We start from the raw sequence: 19,220 nt of genomic DNA, 5'->3' as shown, positions 1-19,220 counted from the left end.
ATGAAACAAGGCGTGTTCGCCGCCCTGCTTCTTTTGGCCGCCCCCGCATGGGCGGATGCGCAAACTGTCGTTCAATTGCCCGAAGGCGCGTTGCGCGGACAGACGGAAGGCGCAATCAGCCGTTTCAAGGCCATACCCTTCGCCGCGCCGCCGGTCGGTCAGGCGCGCTGGACGCCGCCGCAGCCTGTCGCCCCGTGGCAGGACGTGCGCGACGCCACGCAGAGCGCCCCGGCCTGCGCACAGGTCTTTTACGGCTGGAACGAAAAGGCCGCTGAGGGCGCGTCCGAAGACTGCCTCTATCTGGAAATCGCCACCCCGGCGCTGACGCCTGAAAAGCCGCTGCCGGTGATGGTCTTCATCCACGGCGGAGCCAATCGCGCGGGAGACGGCGGGGGGACCGTTCATTCGGCCCTGCCGTCGCAAGGCGTGGTGCTGGTGTCGATCCAGTACCGGCTGGGCGTGTTCGGCTTTCTGTCGCATCCGGCCCTGAGCGCCGAGCAGGGCGGGTCGTCGGGCAATTACGCCCTGATGGATCAGATGGCGGCGCTGCGCTGGGTGCGCGACCACGTTGCGGCCTTCGGCGGCGATCCAAACAATGTCACCCTGTTCGGCCACAGCGCCGGGGCGCAGGATGTCGGTTTGCTGCTGGCGGCGCCTCAGGCGCGCGGCCTGTTTCATAAAGCCATATTGCAATCGGGCACGCCACAGTTCGGCCTGCCGCCGCGCACATTGGCGCAGAACGAGGCGTTGGGGGCGACGCTGACCACAGGCTTCTCGAAGGCTGCCACCGGCAGCGCGGCGGCTCTGGCCGATCTGCGCCGGGCCGATGCACGCGCGTTGCAGGCGGCTGCGGACAAGCTGGATGCGCCGATCGATGACGACAGCTTTATCTGGCTTCAGCCGACGGTGGACGGCAAGGTCCTGCCGCGCGCGCCCGAAGACCTGTTTCGGGCGGGTGCGGGGGTGGCTGTTTCCGTCATCATCGGTGTCTCGGCGCGCGAACTGGGGCTGCACGGCGAGGTGACCGGCAATATTCGTCAGGCCTTCGGGCGGCACGCCGACGAGGCGGCTGCCTTCTATACGGCCTCCGATCCGGTATTGGGACCGCCGGATCTGGCTCTGGCTACGGATCTGAGTTTTCGTTGCCCCGCTGACTGGCTGGCCCGCCACCGCACGGTTAAGGGGGGACAGGTGTGGCTCTATCAACTGGAGGTCAACCGTCCGGTCGATCAGCCCGTGCACCACGGTTCGGAACTGACCTTTGTCTTCAATCACACACCGGAAGGCGAAGGCGCGGGCTGGCCCGATCTGGGCGCGCGCTGGGTGCGCTTTGCCCGTGACGGCAATCCAGGCGCCGATTGGCCGGCCTACGGGACGCAAGGGCGGGCGGCGCGCTTCACGGTGACGGGACTGCAGGTGGCGACGGCGCTGCGGGGGCCGCTGTGCGGCTGGCTCGACCGGCCCTGAAAAGTTTGAGTAAGCGTATCCAACAAAGACCGGCAAAAGCCCGGCTTGATCAGGGAGGACACTATGAAAGAACTGACCCGCAAGGGGTTTATCGCCGGTGGTCTGGCGCTTATGGCCGCCGGTGTTGCGCGAGCGCAAAAGGCCCCCATACTTATCTATGGCGACGGTCTCAAAGAAGGCTGGTGGATCGGCGGCTGGTCGAAACAGACGCCGGGCGTCACGCTGGAAGATCAGAAGCCAGTGGAGATCACCATGGCCGCCTGGAACGCCTTCACCTTCCAGACGTGGCAGAAGCTCAATGCCACCGATTACAAGATGCTGACCCTTCTCGTCCACGGCGGGCCCAAGGGCAAGCAGGAGATCAAGCTGCGCGCCAGGCTGGGCGAAAAGGCCTATGAGGGCGAGGTGACGCTGAAGGGGCTGAAGGGCAAGTGGGCGCGCTACGACGTGCCGCTGAAGGACCTCAAGCTGAAGGACGGACAGTTCGACACGTTTGAATTGCGCAATATGTCGGCGGAGGCGCTGGATCCCTTCTACATCAACTACGTGATATTGCAGTAAGCCTGTTTGCTTGAGGTATTTTCTGAAAAGTGCGTCCCCCTTTTCGGAAAGGGCTAGGCCGACTTCATGAGCGCTTCCCGGATCGGCAGGAAGCGTTCGTTGAAGGGCAGGATGCCCGCACCGCACGCGCAGGCGTCCATGGCCAGTGCGGCTCGCTGGATGGGCGCGATAGGGGGCAGGCGGCGATCGGACAGACCCGCATACAGGGCGTTCAGGCGGTCGCACAGGCCGTCGATAATCGCAGCCGGCATACGGCCGCCAATATAGTGGGCTTCGGGGTTGAGGGCGCAGTTCAGCGTCAGGAACGGCATGTAGAGAAGGCGCGCCGCTTCATCGAGCCAGGTGTCGACCACGGACTGGGCCTGCGGCGACAGGTCTTCCAGATCGGCGGGAACGGTAGCGTTGATGCCGTGGCGGATCAGCCGCGCGTAGAGGGCATAGAGGGACACGGCGTCCTGCAATGTCGCTTCCGAGCCATGGTCGATTGCGCCGTTGTCGATAGGCAGAAAGCCGATCTCGCCCGAACGCCCGTCGGCCCCGCGGAAATAGTGGCCGTTGATGACCAGCCCGCCGCCCAGCCCCGCCGAGATCAGGGTGTAGATGAAGGAGCGCGATTGCAGGCCATGGCCGAACTGCATCTCGCCGATGGCCGCCGCCGCCGCGTCGTTTTCCAGCACGACCGGCGCGTCGATCAGGTCGGAGAACCACGCCTGCAAGTCGATTTCCGACCACACCTCATAGGCTTCCGGGCGGTTGGGCAGGCGCACCCGGCCCAGATCGTCGGGCATGCCGATACCCATGCCGATCAGACGGTCGAAATCGATCAGCCGGTCACGGCGCAGGGTCTCCAGCGTGTCGCGGACGAAGGCGTGCACCTCTTCCGGCATGGCGAAATGCACTTCGCGGCTGGCGCGGAAACGCACCTGCCCCACGAAGTCGAGCGCCACCACGGTGATATGGTCGCGATCGATGTTCAGGCCGATGGAAAAGGCGCCGTCCGGATTGACCACCAGCCGCGTGGCGGGTTGACCCCGACCGCCGGTCAGGCGTCCGGCCTTGAGGATCATGCCTTCGTTGAGCAGGCGGCGCGTGATGTTGGCGATGGCCGGCGCCGTCAGGTTGGTGATGTCGGCCAGATCGGCGCGGGTGATGGGACCGCGCGCGCGGATGGCCTGAAGCGTGACGCGCTGATTGTGGTCGCCGGCGCGTTCGAGGTTCGTGCCCGACAAACCGTCCTCGAAGGCGGCGCTGCGCGCGGCGGTGCGGGGATCGGGCGGGGACGCTTCGAAGGTCATATGGTCGTGTCCGTGAGGCGCGGGGTCGCCCGGATGCCGTCTTGCGACGAATTTCAAAGGAAAATCAAGGAGATTGAAAAGCGGCTGCCCCTCGGAATTTCATTCTAAGGATGTATGCCTATTCCCCGCCCCTTACAAGGGTCAGGTCGTACCAATTTTCCTTAATTTGTTGGGCCAATTCGCGTAGATACCAATTCGCGCAGAAAAGCGTCAGGCCGGGGTTTCGCCCAGCACCCAGGTTTCGCGGTGCAGACGGCGGTCATCGCCGTTGCGCACGTCGCGCAGCGACTGGCATTCGGCGCGCACGACCAGTCCGGTTTTCAAGCTGACGCGGTAGCGGCAGGTGGTGCCGATCTGCAAGGCCAGCGCGCCGACCGGCGCCGGCGCGGACTTTTCGGCCTTTGCCGTGTCGAGGGCGGCCCTTTCCAGGGTAGGACGGATGGCCAGCGCATAGGCGTCCAGCGCTTCGCGCGTCGGGCCCGCTTCATAGAGGACTTCCGCCTCGCCCGCCGTCTGGTCCCAACGGGTGAGGGTCAGGGTCTCGCTGGCGCTGATCGTACCGCCGAACGGGCCGGCGATGACCGAGTCCAATCGGTAGGGATTGTTGAGACTGAGCCCCAGATTGTGCGGAATGGCCAGCAGCGCGTCTTCCGGCAGGAACAGGTCGGCGGCGGCTTCCGGCGACATCGGGCCATACATGGCGTCGAAGGCGTCGGCTTCGCGCGCCTTGATGGCCCCCGAGCGCCGCATGGCGGCTTTCAGGCGGTTGCGCATGACGGGCCATTGTTCGATGCGCAGCGGCGTCAGATTGATGTCGGCGATGTAACTGACCTCGGTGAGGGCACCCGCGGCCTGCATCAGCTTTTCAAGGTCGGCGCGGTCTTGCCCATCGCTGCCGCTGTCGATCCTGAAATCGCCCTTCACCCGCGTCTTGACCACGCGATAGCCGTCCTCGTGCGGAACCAACTGGCTGAGGAATTCCGCCGTCACGGTCGATGAGACCACCTTGCCATTATCGTCGCTATGGGTGGTGCGGGTGAGGGTCTGACGCACGCGCCCACCTTGCGGCACGGTGAGTCGGAGCTGGAAATATTCGATCTGCACGGGTGCGGGGGGCGCGGTCTCAGCCACGGCGGGCGCGCTGATGACGCCTGTCAGACACGCTGCAATGACCGCCGCCCTGAACATCCTTTGCCCCGTTTGCCTTCATTTAACTTTACCGCGCACTGATTCCGAAAGCCGCTGCACACGTTTCGGAATGCGCTCCAGGAACATCGTTCCCGCTTTCAGGAACAACAGTATTCAAATGAGGTCTTTGTGGCGCGACATTAGGTCAACTGTGTGGCGATCAATCCCGGCCGGTCGTCTCAGTCCTTGAAAAACGTTTCGTAGACCGTCTGGTCCAGCCGGTTCAGGCCCTGTTGCAGATCGTCGATGAACTCATGCAGGCCCGAAGCGATGATGGTCGTGGCGTCGGCCTCCATCAGGCGGGTGTGCAGGCTTTTCATCTCTTCCAGCGCCGTGCAGCGCGGTTGCGTCTCGCAGATGGCCTCCATGCACACGGTGGCGTAGTCGAGCGAGAAACGTACCGAACGCGGGAACAGTTTCGAGAACAGCAGGAACTGCGTCACGTCGCGGTAGTTGATCGAGTGATATTCCTGCCGGTACATTTCAAGCGCGTTGACCGATTTGAGTACCGCGCCCCACTGCACATTGTCGTAGGGGCTGTCGACCTGTTCGCCGCGCGGCAGCAGCAGGAAGTATTTCACATCGAGCAGGCGCGCGGTCTTGTCGGCGCGCTCCAGCAACTGCCCCATGCGGGCGAAGTGCCAGCCGTCGCCGCGCGACATGGCGTTGATCATCATGCCGGCGAAGTGGGTGCCGGACTGACGTACCTCGGTATAGTAGTCCTGAAGCGCTTCGACTGAGCGCTTGCGGCTGTGCGACTGCGTCAGGTGGTAAAGCTCGTTGATCTTTTCCCACACCTCGACCGGGATGACCTCGCGCACCGTGCGGGCATTCTCGCGCGCCCGGTAGATGGATGACAGGATCGAATTGGGGTTCTTGTCGTCGAAGGTCAGAAAGCGCACGACGGACTTTTCGTCAGGCGTGGTGTAGCGCTTCTTGAAGCCGTCGTCGTCGCCGGAGGTGGCGATCAGCGGATACCATTGCGTGTCTTCAAAACTAAGCCCCAGATCGAGCATCAGGTGCGTATTGACATCGATGAAGCGCGCGACGTTTTCAGCGCGCTCCAGATAGCGCGACATCCAGTAAATCGAGTTGGCAACGCGAGACAGCATCATTGGGCAGTTCCATATTGTCCTTCTCCCCGTATGCGGGGAGAAGGTGGCCGGTAGGCCGGATGAGGGGCAGGCGTGTTGGAGATCAGATCAGGCGTTTCGGGTTTGCCCCTCATCCCAACCTTCCCCCCGCATGCGGGGAGAGGGGGCGCAATGTATAATCTCATTCCGCGACTCCATAGGTTTCGCCTTCGCCCAGCACCCAGGTGTCCTTGGACCCGCCGCCCTGCGAGGAATTGACCACCAGCGAACCCTTCTTGAGCGCCACGCGCGTCAGGCCGCCGGGCAGGGTGAAAACGTCTTCACCATAGAGTGAATAGGGGCGGAAATCGACGTGGCGACCTTCGATGCCGTTGCCGATGAGGGTGGGCGCACGCGACAACGACAGGGTCGGTTGAGCGATATAGTCGCGCGGCTTGGCCTTGATCAGGGCGGCGAATTCCTTCTGCTCGGCCTTGGTCGATTTGGGTCCGATCAACATGCCGTAGCCGCCCGACAGGTTCACCGCCTTGACCACCAGCTTGTCGAGATTGGCCAGCACATATTCGCGCTCCTTGTCGTCCTCGCAGATATAGGTCGGGACGTTCTGGGCGATGGCGTCTTCGCCCAGATAGTATTTCACGATCTTCGGCACATAGGCGTAGATGGCTTTGTCGTCGGCAATACCGGTGCCCGGCGCGTTGGCCAGCGCCACCTTGCCTTTGCGATAGGCGTTCATGATGCCCGGCACGCCCAGCAGCGAATCCTTACGGAAGACCTCCGGGTCGATGAACTCGTCGTCGATGCGGCGATAGATGACATCGACCTGCCTCAACCCTTGGGTCGTGCGCATATAGACCGTGTCGTCTTCGACCACGAGGTCGGAATTCTGGCACAGGGGCACGCCCATCTGCTGCGCCAGATAGGCGTGTTCGAAATAGGCGGAATTGTAGATGCCGGGCGTCAGGACGACGATGTTCGGAGCGTCCTTGCCGTCCGGTGCGATGAATTTCAGCGTCTTGTACAGGTGATCGCCATAGTTGGAGACTGGGCGCACTTTCAATGTCTGAAAGGCCTTGGGCAGGATGCGCTTCTGCACGGCGCGGTTTTCCAGCACGTAGGAAATGCCCGACGGGCAACGCAGATTGTCCTCCAGTACGTAGAATTCGCCATCGCCGTCGCGCACGAAATCGGTGCCGGAAATGTGCGTCCACACGCCCTTGGGCGGCTGCAACCCTTCGCAAGGCTTGAGATAGCAGGCCGAGGAAAAGATCAGCTCCGAAGGGATGACCTTGTCCTTAAGGATTTTCTGGTCGTTGTAGATGTCCTGAATAAACAGGTTGAGCGCGCGGATGCGCTGATTGATGCCGCGCTCCAGCTTGGCCCAGTCTTCGGCGGAGACAAGGCGCGGAATGATGTCGAAGGGCAGAATCTTCTCGGTGCCCTTCTTGTCGCCATAGACATTGAAGGTATTGCCCGACTGATAGAGGATGTCCTCGGCCTGCTTCTGACGGCGTTTCAGGTCGCCGCGGCTGAGGGCGTCGATCTGTTCTACAAGGCCGGCAGCCGCCGCGTGCGGTACGCCGTCGCGGGCGAACAGTTCATCGAAAAAACCGTCGGTCTTGTATGATTCCAGACTCACGCGGGTGCCTCCCCAAGCGAACAACTTCAAAAAATACGCGTACTTTCAAACCTTTTTCCGATGCCCGTCAGGGCATCGTTTGGTAAAAAATCGAAAAATGCCGAAGGGCCGCCCCGAGGCATTTTTCACGATGCTGATCCGCACAAAACGTATTCGGCGCAGCGCGCCGAAACTTTTGTGCGAGACTCATAAAAACACCTCGTTCATGGTGACCTGCACGCGCAGGTCCTCCTTGCCGCCGCCGCGATAGATGGTGCCCGACGTCGGCGTGGCGTCGAGATAGTTGCGTCCGCAGGCGACCCGCACATGGTCCTGCGTCACCAGGCAGCCATTGGTGGGATCGAAGCCGCGCCAGCCGATATAGGGGATATAGACCTCGGCCCAGGCGTGTGAGGCGTCGGACTGGATCTTGTTCTCGTAGTTCGCCCCGGTGAAGATATAACCCATACGGTAGCGCGCCGGGATGCCCAGCAGGCGCGCCAGCGTGATGAACAGGTTGGCGAAGTCCTGACAGACGCCCTTGCGGGTGGCGTAGACGTCGAACGGCGTGGTCGAGAAGGAGGTCGAACCCGGCACGTAGCCATAGTCGCGATAGATGGTCTGGTTGATGTCGTTCAGCGTGTCCATCACGTGACCGGCATTGCGCTCCGAGAAGGCGCGGGCATAGACCAGAAGTTCGGCGATCTGGGTTTCCGGCATTTCCAGCAGCAGCAGGTAGGGCTCCATGACCTGAAGCTGCCACGGCATCCACGAAATGGGGAAGCGCGCCTGACGCTGGGCCGGGCCGTAATCGTCCGGGGCCTGACCGAAGATCTTGACCAGAGAGCGGCACGAAACGGTTAACTGCTTGTACGGCTTGATGATCGAATAGTGGATGTTCTGGTTGCCGAAGACATCCTCGAAACGCACGTCCTCGCCCTCGGCCGATATGGTCAGGGTCGAATGGATGACCTCCTGAAGCTGGTCCTCGACCGGCAGCAGGCGGAAGAGGTGGGTCGAATGTTCGACGGCCTTCTCGTAAGTGTATTCGGTCGAATGGACGAGGTCGTACAGGCGGTAGGTGAGGGGCGAGCCGTCCGGTGCGTGCGTCATCGACTTGGCGTTGATGACGTTCGACTGCACGTGGCTCATGCTGGCCAGCTTGGCGACGATCGAGGCTTGCTGGGACTGGGCCTGCACGCTGGCGAACAGGGCGTTGCGCTCGGTGATCTTCTCCAGCGGACCGCCCTGAAGGATGGGCGAAGACTGCGCCGCCGGGCGTTCCGGCTGGGCGGGCGGCTGCGGCAACCTAGGCAGCGGCTCTTTCTTGTTGGTCCAGATGACCGCGCCGCGCCGGGCGATGATCAGTTGACCGCCCTGCATCGGCGTCCAGTCGCCCGAGGCGAACGGCGAGGAGGCGAAGACGACCGCCGTGCGGAAGGTGTCGCGCGGATTGTTCAGCGCGAAGGAGGCGGCGTCCGACTGAAAACCCTCGGCGGCGTGCGGCGGCTTGAGCCGCCCGTAATAGAGACTGGCCTGCGACTGCGTGCCGTAGAAGACCGCAACCGTCACGCCGTCGGAAATGGCCATGTCGGCCGAACCGAGGTCGTCAAGTTGCAGGAACCAACTCAAGAGCACATTGTGGTCGATGACGGCCAGGGTCCGTGCGCCGTAGTCCTCGATCTTGCCCAGCAAAAAAACCAGCGCCAGTTCGGAATCGGTGCGCCCTAACGGCTCCAGAAAGATCGACTTGTTGTGGTGCAGTTTCTTGATGGCTTCCTTGTCCAGATTGCCATTGTGCATGAACACCCAGTCCTGACCGGCGAAGGACCGGGTGAAGGGTTGGGTTTCGAGGTGGGTGTAGCCCGTGGCCGCGCCGCGCACCTTGCAGAAGAAGACGGTCGAGCGGAAACCTTCCCAGTCGCTCATCGCGCCCTTGAGCGAGACCGTATCCCTGGCCGCCGGGTCTTTGGCCACCATTGCCGCCTTATTATCCGCGGGATACCATGCCAGACCCCAGCCGAGCGTATGGTCGCCCTTCTGCGGACCCGTGCGGAATTTCAGGTCGATGAGCGGCGAGCTTAAGCCATCGAAACTAAACGCAAAGATGTCGCTCGAAATATCGCTGAACAACGGGTGGTCCTTCTTGCTCACTGGAAACTAAACGGCGTTGGCCGGGTCTTGTCCATATGCCGTGCTGTATCAGAGTTACACATTTTTTTTGTCTTCGTTACAGTTCTGTGACGTGATTTTGTGGGAAAAGCATACGTAAGCTGACAGACTGAGACTGTGCCCTGCGGGGTCGGCCTAATTCATACCTCCCCAGTAAACTGGGGAGGTATAAAATAGAGTGAGAACCTATGACCATACTGACGGCGCTGCATCACGTCACCGACTACCGTTACGAGCGGCCGATCGGCATGGGGCCGCAGGTCATCCGGCTTCGTCCCGCCCCGCATACCCGCGCCCATGTGCAGTCTTACCGGCTCAAGGTCGAGCCGGAAAACCACTTCATCAACTGGCAGCAGGACCCTTTCGGCAACTGGCTGGCGCGTATCGTCTTTCCGGAAAAGGTGGCGCAGTTCCGCGTCGAGGTCGATCTGGTCCTTGAAATTAAGGTCTTCAATCCGTTCGACTTCTTCCTTGAAGATACGGCGACCCACTATCCCTTTACCTACGCCCCTGCCTTGGCGGAGGAACTGGCGCCCTATCGGGAGATCAAGGAACGCGACGATATACTGATGGACTTCGTGCGGTCCATGCCCGACCTCGATCCGGCGACGGGCGAAAAGTGGGGTACGGTCGATTTCCTTGTCGCCTTCAATCAGAAGGTCAATACGCACCTGAACTACACGCTGCGCATGGAGCCCGGCGTGCAGACCTCGGCCGAGACGCTGAACCTGCTGCAGGGCTCGTGCCGCGACATGGCGTGGCTGGCCTGTCAGGCCCTGCGTCACAAGGGCTTCGCCACGCGCTTCGTCTCCGGCTATTCGATCCAGCTCAAGCAGGATGTCGAATCGCTCGATGGCCCTTCGGGTGTCAGCGAAGACGTCACCGACCTGCACGCCTGGTACGAGGTCTATCTGCCGGGGGCGGGCTGGATCGGGCTCGACCCGACGTCCGGCATGTTCACCGGCGAAGGCCATATCCCGCTGTGCTGCGCTCCTAACCCGACCTCGGCGGCTCCCATCACCGGCGCGCACGAACCGGCGCAGTCCGAGTTCGGCTATGAGATGTCGGTGACGCGCATCTACGAATCGCGCCGCGTCACCCAGCCTTATACCGACGCCGAATGGCAGCGCATCGACGCCCTGGGGCACAAGGTGGACAAGGCGCTGGACAAGCAGGAGGTGCGCCTGACCATGGGCGGCGAGCCGACCTTTGTCAGTCTTGATGACCGCACGGGGAACGAGTGGCACTTTACCGCCCTGTCCGACGCCAAGAAAAAGCTCGGTTTCGACCTGTTCAAACGCCTGTCGGGGAAGTTTGCGGTGGGTGCGGTGGCCCAGCACGCGCAGGGCAAATGGTATCCGGGCGAAATCCTGCCGCGCTGGGCGATGAACGCCTTCTGGCGGCTGGACAAGAAACCCCTGTGGCTCGATGCCGACCTGCTCATAGACCCTGAGGCCCCCGCGCACGAACCGCAGCAGACGGCGCGCACCTTCCTGCGCACGCTGGCCACGGCGTTGGGCCTGCACGCAGACCTCGTCATCGATGCCTATGAAGACATCCCCTACCATCTGTGGAAGGAGCAGCGCCTGCCGCTCGAAGGGGAGATGCTCAAGGCCGATGTCTATGAGGCGACCGAGCGCAAGCGGCTTCAGGCCTTGCTGGACAAGGATCTGGGGCAGCCGACGGGCTTCGTCCTGCCGTTGCAGTATTCGGCGCAGTTCGATGGCTGGATGTCGAATCCGTGGAAATTCCGTACCGAGAAGATGATGTTGATACCCGGCAACTCGCCGGTAGGGTTGCGTCTGCCGCTGGGGGCCTTGCCCTTTGTCGATGTCAAGGCCGTCGAGGCGCATCAGTTTCCGCCGCGTTCGCCCTTCGCGCCGACCGAGCCCCTGCCGGAAGCAGACATCCTCGTGTCGCGTTTCGCCAAAGCTATCGGCGCGGGCAAGGCCGATCCGAGGCGCTGGGAAGGTCCCAACGGTCTGGTGCGTTCGGCCCTGTGTGCCGAGGTGCGCCACGGCAAGCTGTTCCTCTTCCTGCCGCCGATGGTCTATGCCGAGCACTATTTCGAGCTGACCGCGGCCATCGAGGCCGTGGCGACGCAGCTCAAGGTGCCGGTGGTGATCGAAGGCTACGCCCCGCCGCGCGACCACCGCGTCGAATCCCTCAGCGTCACGCCCGACCCCGGCGTCATCGAGGTCAATATCCAGCCGGCGCGCAACTGGGACGAACTGAAAAACATCATCACCACAGTCTACGATGAGGCGCGCCTGTCGCGTCTGGTGGCAGACAAGTTCCTCATCGACGGTAAGCGCGTCGCCACGGGCGGCGGCAACCATATCGTCATGGGGGCGCAGAGACCGGAGGACTCGCCGTTCTTGCGCCGTCCGGATGTGCTGGGCTCACTGATCAGCTTCTGGCAGAACCACCCCAGCCTGTCCTATCTGTTTTCGGGCATGTATATCGGCGCGACCTCGCAGGCCCCGCGCATCGACGAAGCGCGCCATGAATCCCTCTACGAACTGGAAATCGCCCTGTCCAACCTGCCGAAGGGCGAGGCGGAGCAGGCCCCGTGGCTGGTCGACCGCCTGCTGCGCAACCTGCTCGTCGATCTGACCGGCAACACGCACCGCGCCGAATTCTGCATCGACAAGCTCTATTCGCCGGACTCGGATCGCGGGCGGCTGGGGCTATTGGAAATGCGCGGCTTCGAAATGTCGCCGCACCCGCAGATGAACCTCATTCAGGCCCTGCTGATCCGCGCCCTGATCGCGGTCTTCTGGAAAAAGCCCTATGGCGGCCGGCTGGTGCGATGGGGAACGCAGTTGCATGATCGCTTCATGCTGGGGCAGCATGTGCGCGAAGACCTGTACGAGGTGCTCGATTTCCTGAAAGCCAATGGCTACGACTTCAGCCGCGACTGGTTCATTCCCTTTTTCGATTTCCGCTTCCCGTCTCTGGGCAGCGTGCAGATCGGCAGCCTGACGCTGGAACTGCGCGCCGGGCTGGAGCCCTGGCCGGTGATGGGCGAGGAACCGTCGGCGGGCGGCACCTCACGCGGCGTCGATTCCTCGGTCGAGCGCATCGAGGTGGTGTTGTCCGGCGCGGTCGGCGATCAGCACGTCGTCACCTGCAACGGCCGCCGCCTGCCGCTGCACCCGACGCGGGAAGCCCATATTCAGGTCGCCGGCGTGCGTTACAAGGCCTGGGCCCCGTGGTCGTCGCTGCATCCCAACCTGCCGGTCAATACGCCCTTGCAGTTCGACGTCATAGATACGCGGCTGGAGCGGTCGGTGGGCGGGTGCCGCTACCACGTCATGCACCCCGGCGGGCGCAATTACGAGCAGTTGCCGCTCAATGAAAACGAAGCCGAGGGCCGTCGCCTGTCGCGCTTTGAGGCCCCGACCCATACGCCGGGCCGGGTGCGCGTACCGACCTTGTTCGTCAATCCGGACTATCCGATGACGCTGGATTTGCGGCGCAGGGACTAGGGTTGCAATCTCTCTTGTGTGGGCTATGACTAAGCCTGACAGGGGAGGGGAAATTCATGTCACGCAAATCTTCGGGTAGATTCCGTATCTGGTATCTGCTGGTGCCGCTGGGCCTGATCGTCGCGGTTGCGGCCGCCGTATTTCTGATGGGCAAAAGCGGGCCGACCGGCGAAAACGAGTGGATCACCTTCGTCAAGGCCAATACAGGTGATGCCGAGGCACAGTATCTCAGCGGCCTGCCTTACGACAAACGTCGGGGTGGGGTGAACGATGAAGCGCGCGCGGTCGGCTGGTACGAGAAGGCCGCTGCGCAGGGACATGTCGAGGCGCAGATCGCACTGGCCGACCTCTACAATGACGACAAGACCGAAGCCCGCCGCGACAAGGCCTTTACGCTTTATAGCGGGTTGAAGGCCCCGACCCCGGCCATCAAGCGCAAGCTGGCCGAATTCCATCTCACCGGCCGTGGCAGCGTCAAAAAGGACGTTACCACGGGCGAGGGTCTGCTGCGTGAAGCGGCCGAAGCCGGAGACGCGCCGGCGCAAAAAGCGTGGGGGCAGAGGCTCAATGCCATGGGGGATCGCGAAGGCGCAAAGCCATGGCTGAACAAATGTGCCGATCGCGGAGACAATCAGTGCCTCACCGACATGGCGTACCTGCTCTACAATACCGGTGAGCGGCCCGCGGCCATCGCCTATTTCAACCGCGCGGCGGACCGAGGCCATGCCGATGCGCAGATCCGGCTCAGCATGTTGCATTTCAACGGCATGAACGTCGCGAAGGATCAAGTGCTGGCCTATAAATGGGCGCTTCTGGCACAGAAAGGCCCCAAGGGCAGCGCGGCCGTATCCGAAGCACGCTCGGCCGTGCCCTTCATCGAAAGCCACCTGACGCCTGCGCAGATCGCCGAGGGCAAGAAACAGGCGGAAGCGTTCAAACCGGCGTCGTAAATCGGCCCCAATATCGGGCCAGCTTGTGTGCAAACCATGGCTGTTCAGGGAGGTATCTATGCGTAAGATCGTGATTGGATTGGCTTTGGCGGGGCTTGGTTTATCCATGCCGGCTCTGGCGCAGACTTCGACGCCCGCAGCTTCCGGCTACGACAAGGCCCCGTGGTGGATGAAGGAAGCCGTCATCACCCAGACGGGCTATGTCCGCACCGAGATCGAGGCCAACCGCGCCAGCTTCTCCGCCTCCTTCCTTGCCGTGGGTAAGACCGCGGACGAGGCGCAGCAAAAGGCCGTGGCCCAGACGCGTGCGCTGACCGATGCGCTGAAAAAGCTGGGTAAGGACGCCGTGCGCGTCAACACCTCCTTCTCCATGCGCGTCCTTTATGAGCAGTACCGCGACAAGGAGGGCAATCGCATCGAGAACCAGCGCGGCGACAAGATCGAAGCCTATCAGGTCAATATGGGCCTTGACGTTAAGGTCTACGACGTGAGGACGCTGGAGCGCGCCTATGCGCTGGTGCTGGCGGCGTCGCCGACCGCGTCGCAGCCGGTCTATTTCTCGCTGGAGCCCGATAACGCGACCAAGACCTGGCTGTACACAGAGGCTGTGAAGGATGCCGCGCGCCGCGCGCGTCAGGCCGCCGAAGCCGCCGGTGCCAAGCTGGGATCGGTCAAGGTCATCGACCCGACGGGCCGCGCCTGTCAGACGGATATTCTGGCGCGCGGCGAACCGAGCGGCGGGCAAGACAATGCGCCGACGACCGTGGCCTATGATCGCGTCGAATATGCATCGCCGCCTCCGCCCGCCATGGCCGCCCCTGCGCCGGGCGGTTCGGCGGTCGAACAACTGGAGGCCAAGGCCGCACAGAACGCCTTCATTCAAGCCCCGCCATTGAACGAACTGACGGCGCAGGCCTGCGTTGTTTATGGCCTGAACTGATGCGCGCGCTCATGATCGGGCTGTGCGCCGTGCCGCTTTTGGTGGCAGGTGCCGAAGCCGCCCCTCGTCGCGCGGCAGCACCCAAACCGGCCGCAGCGGCTTTGCCCGCGCCTGTGCATCAACCGGGAGAAACGCCGGGATGGTTCGACGTTGCGCCATGGTGGATGGACCGTCCGGTTCTGCCGCAGACGGGGTTTGCCGAAACCGAGGTCGAGGCCAACCGCGCCATCTTCGCGGCTCGTTTCAAGGGCACGGGCAAGACGGCCAGCGAGGCGCAGCAGCAGGCTGTGTCGCAGACTGCCGAACTGATCGCCGCGCTCCGTAAAAGGCCGGTGGACGCGGTGCGCATCGCCACGGACTTCACCGTGCAGGCCTTCTACGAGCAGTACCGCGACAAGGACGGTGAGAAGATCGACAATGTGCGTGGGGACAAGATCAGGGGGTATGACGCCACCTTGACCCTGCGGATCGAGGCGCGCGACATGGCGACCCTTGAGCCCGTCTATGCGCTGGTGCTGGCGGCTGCGCCGACGCAAGTCGATCGGGTCGTTTTCTCCCTGCGGCCCGATAACGCCCTGCGTGATCGACTGCGAATCGAAGCTGTGCGCGATGCCGGGGTGCGGGCGCAAGGCGCTGCGGAGGCCACAGGCAGCAGGCTGGGCGGCATCCGCCTGATAGATTCATCGAGCCGGGCGTGCCGGGCGGATATTTTGGGGCGCGATAAAGACAATAAGGGGGATGACGATCAGGTTACGCACACGTCTCTGGAAAGAAAGCGCGCAATGGCTGATTCTGCCGAGGTCAGGGTGACCGGCAGCCGTGCTGCCGTACTCGAAGCCCGTGCGGCTGAAAACGCCTTTATCCAGACGCCACCTCTTTATCGCATTCGTGTCCAGACCTGCGTGGTCTATGATCTGAAATAAAAAATGGCGGCCCCGTGCGGGACCGCCATTTCAATTCATTCATTCCGGAAAATCAGAACCGGATATTGACGCCCAGTTGCAGTACGGGCCAGGTCTTGACGTCCTTGACGTCTTCCTGAAGCTCCAGGCGCTCGCGCTCCAGTGCATCCTTATAAATCTGCTGGTTCGCCAGCGTGCCGTCCGAGGTCATGTTCACCGACGGATCGTCGCCGATAATCGCGCCCGCCAGGAAGCGGAAACCGACGCGGCCGCCCTTGGTGAAGGTGTTGTCGAAACCCAGACCGACGAACGGCGCGCCGTCGCCCATGTCGGCATTGGCGCGAAGCGTGCCGATTTCGGTCGGCGTAAACGTCACCCCGCCGATTTCGGTGTTGCCGGCGGGACGGGCGTCGAGCTTGATATTGCGGTCGCCGGTGGCGTAGCCCGCCGAGACGAAGAACGAGTTGCGGAAGGGGTGGACGTCCACGGCGAAGGTGAAGGGCTTGAAGTCCAGTTCGCCGTTATAGTTGACGTCGTCCGAATTGAAATCGTCATCGTGCTTCAGCGCGTCGTAATCGGCGCGCAGGACGAAGGTGTCGTTGAGCTTGAAGCGGGCACCGATGCCGATGCCGGTGGTGCCGCCGTGCACATCGACGGCGACGGGGCTGTTCTGGGCCGAGGCGGCGGTGGCGGTCAAAGCGCAGAGCGCGACGGCGGCGAGAAGGGAGGGGAGACGCATGCGGAGTTTCCTTTGCGGGTGGACAGAAACGCTGTGTCAGCGAGAAACGCTGTTAACCTAAAAGCTTCACCAAACGCTTAATTGACAGGCTTTCGCCACATTCTTTCAGCTTTGTGTGAAGTCTCGTAAAAATGATGCGCCGGTCAGGATTCCGGTTCATAAGGGGGGAGTTAAGGTGGCCGCGCAATTTTTCCGTAAAGTGCTGCCCACTTTATCGGATTGCGCTTAGAGACAGTCGACACCGGAGCCGCCCTCATGGATGAAAGCCGTCAACCCTTTGCCCCCGCCGAAATGGCCAATCCCCTATCCGACCCTGGGGCCGCTTACGATCAGACCGTTCTGGTTTTGCAGGGCGGCGGGGCGCTGGGTTCGTATCAGGGCGGCGCTTACGAAGTTCTGCACGCCGGGGGGATAAGGCCGGACTGGGTGGCGGGTGTTTCGATCGGCGCGATCAATGCCGCCATCATCGCCGGCAACGCGCCGGACCAGCGGATAGACAAACTGCGGTCCTTCTGGGGGCAGATCACGTCTGAGAGCCCGGCCGACACGCTGAGCGGCTATAATCCGTGGCTGAAGAGCGCCTTTCGCCAATGGAGCGGCTATATGAGCGCGCTGAACGGCGTGCCGGGTTTCTTTCGTCCGGCGGCCCTGACGCCCTTCTTCGCGCCGTGGTCGCTGCCATCGGAGACCAGCTTCTACGACATTTCCCCTTTGCGGGAAACATTGCTGAAGCACGTCGATTTCGAGCGGCTGAACGGTGGCGAGGTGCGCCTGAGCGTCGGGGCGGTCAATGTGCTGAGCGGCAATTCGGTCTATTTCGACACCCACTGCACCACCATCACGCCCGAACACATTATGGCTTCGGGGGCGCTGCCACCCGGTTTCCCGGCGGTGACCATTGACGGCGAGCCTTACTGGGATGGCGGCGTGGTGTCGAATACGCCGCTGACCTACGTGCTGCACGAAGCCCCGGCGGGACTGGACGGAGATACGCTGGTGTTCCAGATGGACCTGTTCTCGGCGCGCGGCGACATGCCCAGGACGCTCGATGAGGTCTATGGCCGGGTGAAGGACATCACCTATTCCAGCCGGACGCGCCTCAATACCTCGGCCTTTCTTGAGCGCTACCGCCTGCGGCAGGCCATCCGCCATATGTACGAGCGGCTTTCGCCGGAGATGCAGGCCGAGCCGTCGATTGCGGATTGCTACGCAAAGGCGGCGCACTTCCGCGTGTCGCTGGTGCACCTGATCAATTCGGGCGCGGGTGATCACGGACAATCGAAGGATTACGAGTTCTCGCGCGTGACGATGAACGAGCATTGGGCGTCGGGTAAGGTCGATGCCGAACGCGCCATGAAGCGCCATGTCTGGCGTGAGCCGCCGGCTGAAAAGGACGGCATCCGCGTCTACGACTTCGCCGCCGAAGCGCGGGCCAAGGGAGAATGAAACCGGTTGAGCAGGCTTTCTGACTTATGGCTTTCGTAACCCGGTTCATGCTAATAGACGGCTACGAAACCAAAAAAGTACAGGTTGCACCGCCTCGATGTTATCCCAGCGCGCCAAATACGCCATCCGCGCCATGCAGGAAATGGCCCGTATCCCTCAGGGGCAGACGGTGCAGGCGGGGGAACTGGCCGAGCGGATCAAGGCGCCGTTGCACTTCCTCGAAGGCATATTGCTCGAACTGCGCCGTGAAGGCTTCCTGACCTCGAAGCGCGGGCGTTCGGGCGGCTACATGCTGGCCCGGCCCTCGGACATGATCAGCATGGCCGACCTGATCCGCCTGATCGACGGACCGTTGGCCCTGACGCCGTGCGCCTCGCGCACCGCCTATGCGCGGTGCGAAGATTGTCCGACGCCGGACGATTGCCAGTTGCGTTTGGTGCTGCTGGCGGCGCGCGACGCCATGGCCCGCGTGCTGGAAACTTCGACCCTGGCCGAGCCCCTGCCGCGGGCCTGACCTGGTCAGGGGCGAACCCTGGCGCTCTCAGCCAATCGGGTCAGTTCGTGAAAAGCCTGACGGCGGTAATCGGTCTGCGTCCCGGCCAGTTGCGCACCGCGGCCATGTCGAAGCCGTTGAGATATTTGTCCGGAAACGCATGACGATCCTGCCGCTATAATTGCTTATAGACGCTAAGTGGGAATCACGCGGAATTGTGGCGTGCCCAACCATTAGGCATTCATTAAAGACGCCCGTGTTAAGATAACGCTGGTTTCCGTGTGACGTAGGGGAAGCTTTGTAGCTGGCATAACGATTTAAAGTCAGGTGCTTACAGTGACCGCTTCCAATTATAACGATGCCCTTTTCAGGGCCGACAGGGACACACGCAAGGATACGGCGCTTTCAGGCAAGGCGCCTGCGCGCCTCAGCGCCCATCGCGCCGGAAAGACGGTGATGGTCATCGACGACGATGAAAACCTCACCGATCTGGTGACGCTCTATCTCGGTCATCTCGGCTTTCATTCGCTGATCGTGCATTCCGGAATGACGGGGCTGGCCAAGGCCTCGAAGCTCAGACCGGATTGCATCCTGCTCGACCTGTCCATGCCGGAGGTCGACGGGTTCACCTTCCTGCGCGCGCGCCAGAAGATGCCCGAAGTGATGGCCATACCGGTGGTCGTATTGTCGGCAAACAACATGCTCGACGACGTGAAGAGGGCCATCGAACTGGGGGCGGTGGGATATGTGACCAAGCCCATCGATCTCGACAAGCTGGCCGACCGGCTCGACCGCGTCCTGCCCAGCCCCTACTTTTCGCCGGCGGACACCAGCGAAGTCTCGTGGAAGCCCGGCAGGGGGTAG

Annotated in this window: 15 protein-coding genes; 9 read left to right on the top strand and 6 right to left on the bottom strand. The window is 62.5% G+C overall.

Annotation, left to right across the window (positions count from 1 at the left end):
* Both LH365_RS11665 and LH365_RS11660 read left to right on the top strand, forming a co-directional pair.
* Positions 1-1,467, top strand: a complete 1,467-nt coding sequence (locus LH365_RS11665; protein WP_226743803.1) for a carboxylesterase/lipase family protein — start codon at positions 1-3, stop codon at positions 1,465-1,467.
* A 63-nt stretch (positions 1,468-1,530) separates the two neighbouring features.
* Entirely contained in the window at positions 1,531-2,028 is a 498-nt protein-coding gene (locus tag LH365_RS11660; protein WP_226743802.1) for a hypothetical protein, read from the top strand.
* Between the two features lie 53 nt (positions 2,029-2,081).
* Here the strand turns inward: LH365_RS11660 and LH365_RS11655 are convergent, their stop codons facing one another.
* From LH365_RS11655 to LH365_RS11635, 5 genes are all read right to left on the bottom strand, one after another.
* Entirely contained in the window at positions 2,082-3,323 is a 1,242-nt protein-coding gene (locus LH365_RS11655; protein ID WP_226743801.1) for an ROK family transcriptional regulator, read from the bottom strand.
* 210 nt (positions 3,324-3,533) lie between these two features.
* Positions 3,534-4,511 carry a hypothetical protein gene (locus LH365_RS11650; protein WP_226743800.1) on the bottom strand — a complete coding sequence of 326 codons (978 nt, stop codon included), beginning with the start codon at positions 4,509-4,511 and terminating at the stop codon, positions 3,534-3,536.
* 179 nt (positions 4,512-4,690) lie between these two features.
* Positions 4,691-5,626, bottom strand: coding sequence for an alpha-E domain-containing protein (locus LH365_RS11645; RefSeq protein ID WP_226743799.1), 936 nt, complete (start codon positions 5,624-5,626; stop codon positions 4,691-4,693).
* Positions 5,627-5,786: 160 nt separating this feature from the next.
* Positions 5,787-7,244 carry a circularly permuted type 2 ATP-grasp protein gene (locus tag LH365_RS11640; RefSeq protein ID WP_226743798.1) on the bottom strand — a complete coding sequence of 486 codons (1,458 nt, stop codon included), beginning with the start codon at positions 7,242-7,244 and terminating at the stop codon, positions 5,787-5,789.
* Between the two features lie 186 nt (positions 7,245-7,430).
* A complete protein-coding gene (locus tag LH365_RS11635) occupies positions 7,431-9,356 on the bottom strand; it encodes a class II glutamine amidotransferase (RefSeq protein ID WP_226743797.1) in 1,926 nt (641 codons plus the stop codon).
* 227 nt (positions 9,357-9,583) lie between these two features.
* On the opposite strand from LH365_RS11635, the gene LH365_RS11630 reads away from it, so the two are divergent.
* The 4 genes from LH365_RS11630 to LH365_RS11615 are packed head-to-tail and all read left to right on the top strand — an operon-like array spanning position 9,584 to position 15,699.
* On the top strand, positions 9,584-12,886 hold the full coding sequence (locus LH365_RS11630) for a DUF2126 domain-containing protein (protein ID WP_226743796.1): 3,303 nt from the start codon (positions 9,584-9,586) through the stop codon (positions 12,884-12,886).
* Between the two features lie 56 nt (positions 12,887-12,942).
* Entirely contained in the window at positions 12,943-13,836 is an 894-nt protein-coding gene (locus LH365_RS11625) for a tetratricopeptide repeat protein (RefSeq protein WP_226743795.1), read from the top strand.
* Between the two features lie 58 nt (positions 13,837-13,894).
* Positions 13,895-14,776, top strand: a complete 882-nt coding sequence (locus LH365_RS11620; protein WP_226743794.1) for an SIMPL domain-containing protein — start codon at positions 13,895-13,897, stop codon at positions 14,774-14,776.
* Positions 14,776-15,699, top strand: a complete 924-nt coding sequence (locus LH365_RS11615) for an SIMPL domain-containing protein (protein ID WP_226743793.1) — start codon at positions 14,776-14,778, stop codon at positions 15,697-15,699. Before LH365_RS11620 ends, LH365_RS11615 begins: the two co-directional genes overlap by 1 nt.
* 52 nt (positions 15,700-15,751) lie before the next feature.
* On the opposite strand, the gene LH365_RS11610 is transcribed toward LH365_RS11615, so the two are convergent.
* A complete protein-coding gene (locus tag LH365_RS11610; RefSeq protein ID WP_226743792.1) occupies positions 15,752-16,417 on the bottom strand; it encodes a hypothetical protein in 666 nt (221 codons plus the stop codon).
* A gap of 255 nt (positions 16,418-16,672) precedes the next feature.
* Here LH365_RS11610 and LH365_RS11605 point away from each other — a divergent pair, with 255 nt between their 5' ends.
* From LH365_RS11605 to LH365_RS11595, 3 genes are all read left to right on the top strand, one after another.
* On the top strand, positions 16,673-17,863 hold the full coding sequence (locus LH365_RS11605; RefSeq protein ID WP_226743791.1) for a patatin-like phospholipase family protein: 1,191 nt from the start codon (positions 16,673-16,675) through the stop codon (positions 17,861-17,863).
* A 97-nt stretch (positions 17,864-17,960) separates the two neighbouring features.
* Positions 17,961-18,377, top strand: coding sequence for an Rrf2 family transcriptional regulator (locus LH365_RS11600; RefSeq protein WP_107871244.1), 417 nt, complete (start codon positions 17,961-17,963; stop codon positions 18,375-18,377).
* Between the two features lie 315 nt (positions 18,378-18,692).
* Positions 18,693-19,220, top strand: a complete 528-nt coding sequence (locus LH365_RS11595; RefSeq protein WP_226743790.1) for a response regulator — start codon at positions 18,693-18,695, stop codon at positions 19,218-19,220.

It is taken from the genome of Asticcacaulis sp. AND118, assembly GCF_020535245.1.
Lineage (GTDB): Bacteria > Pseudomonadota > Alphaproteobacteria > Caulobacterales > Caulobacteraceae > Asticcacaulis.
This window is presented reverse-complemented; position numbering and strand designations above follow the sequence as displayed.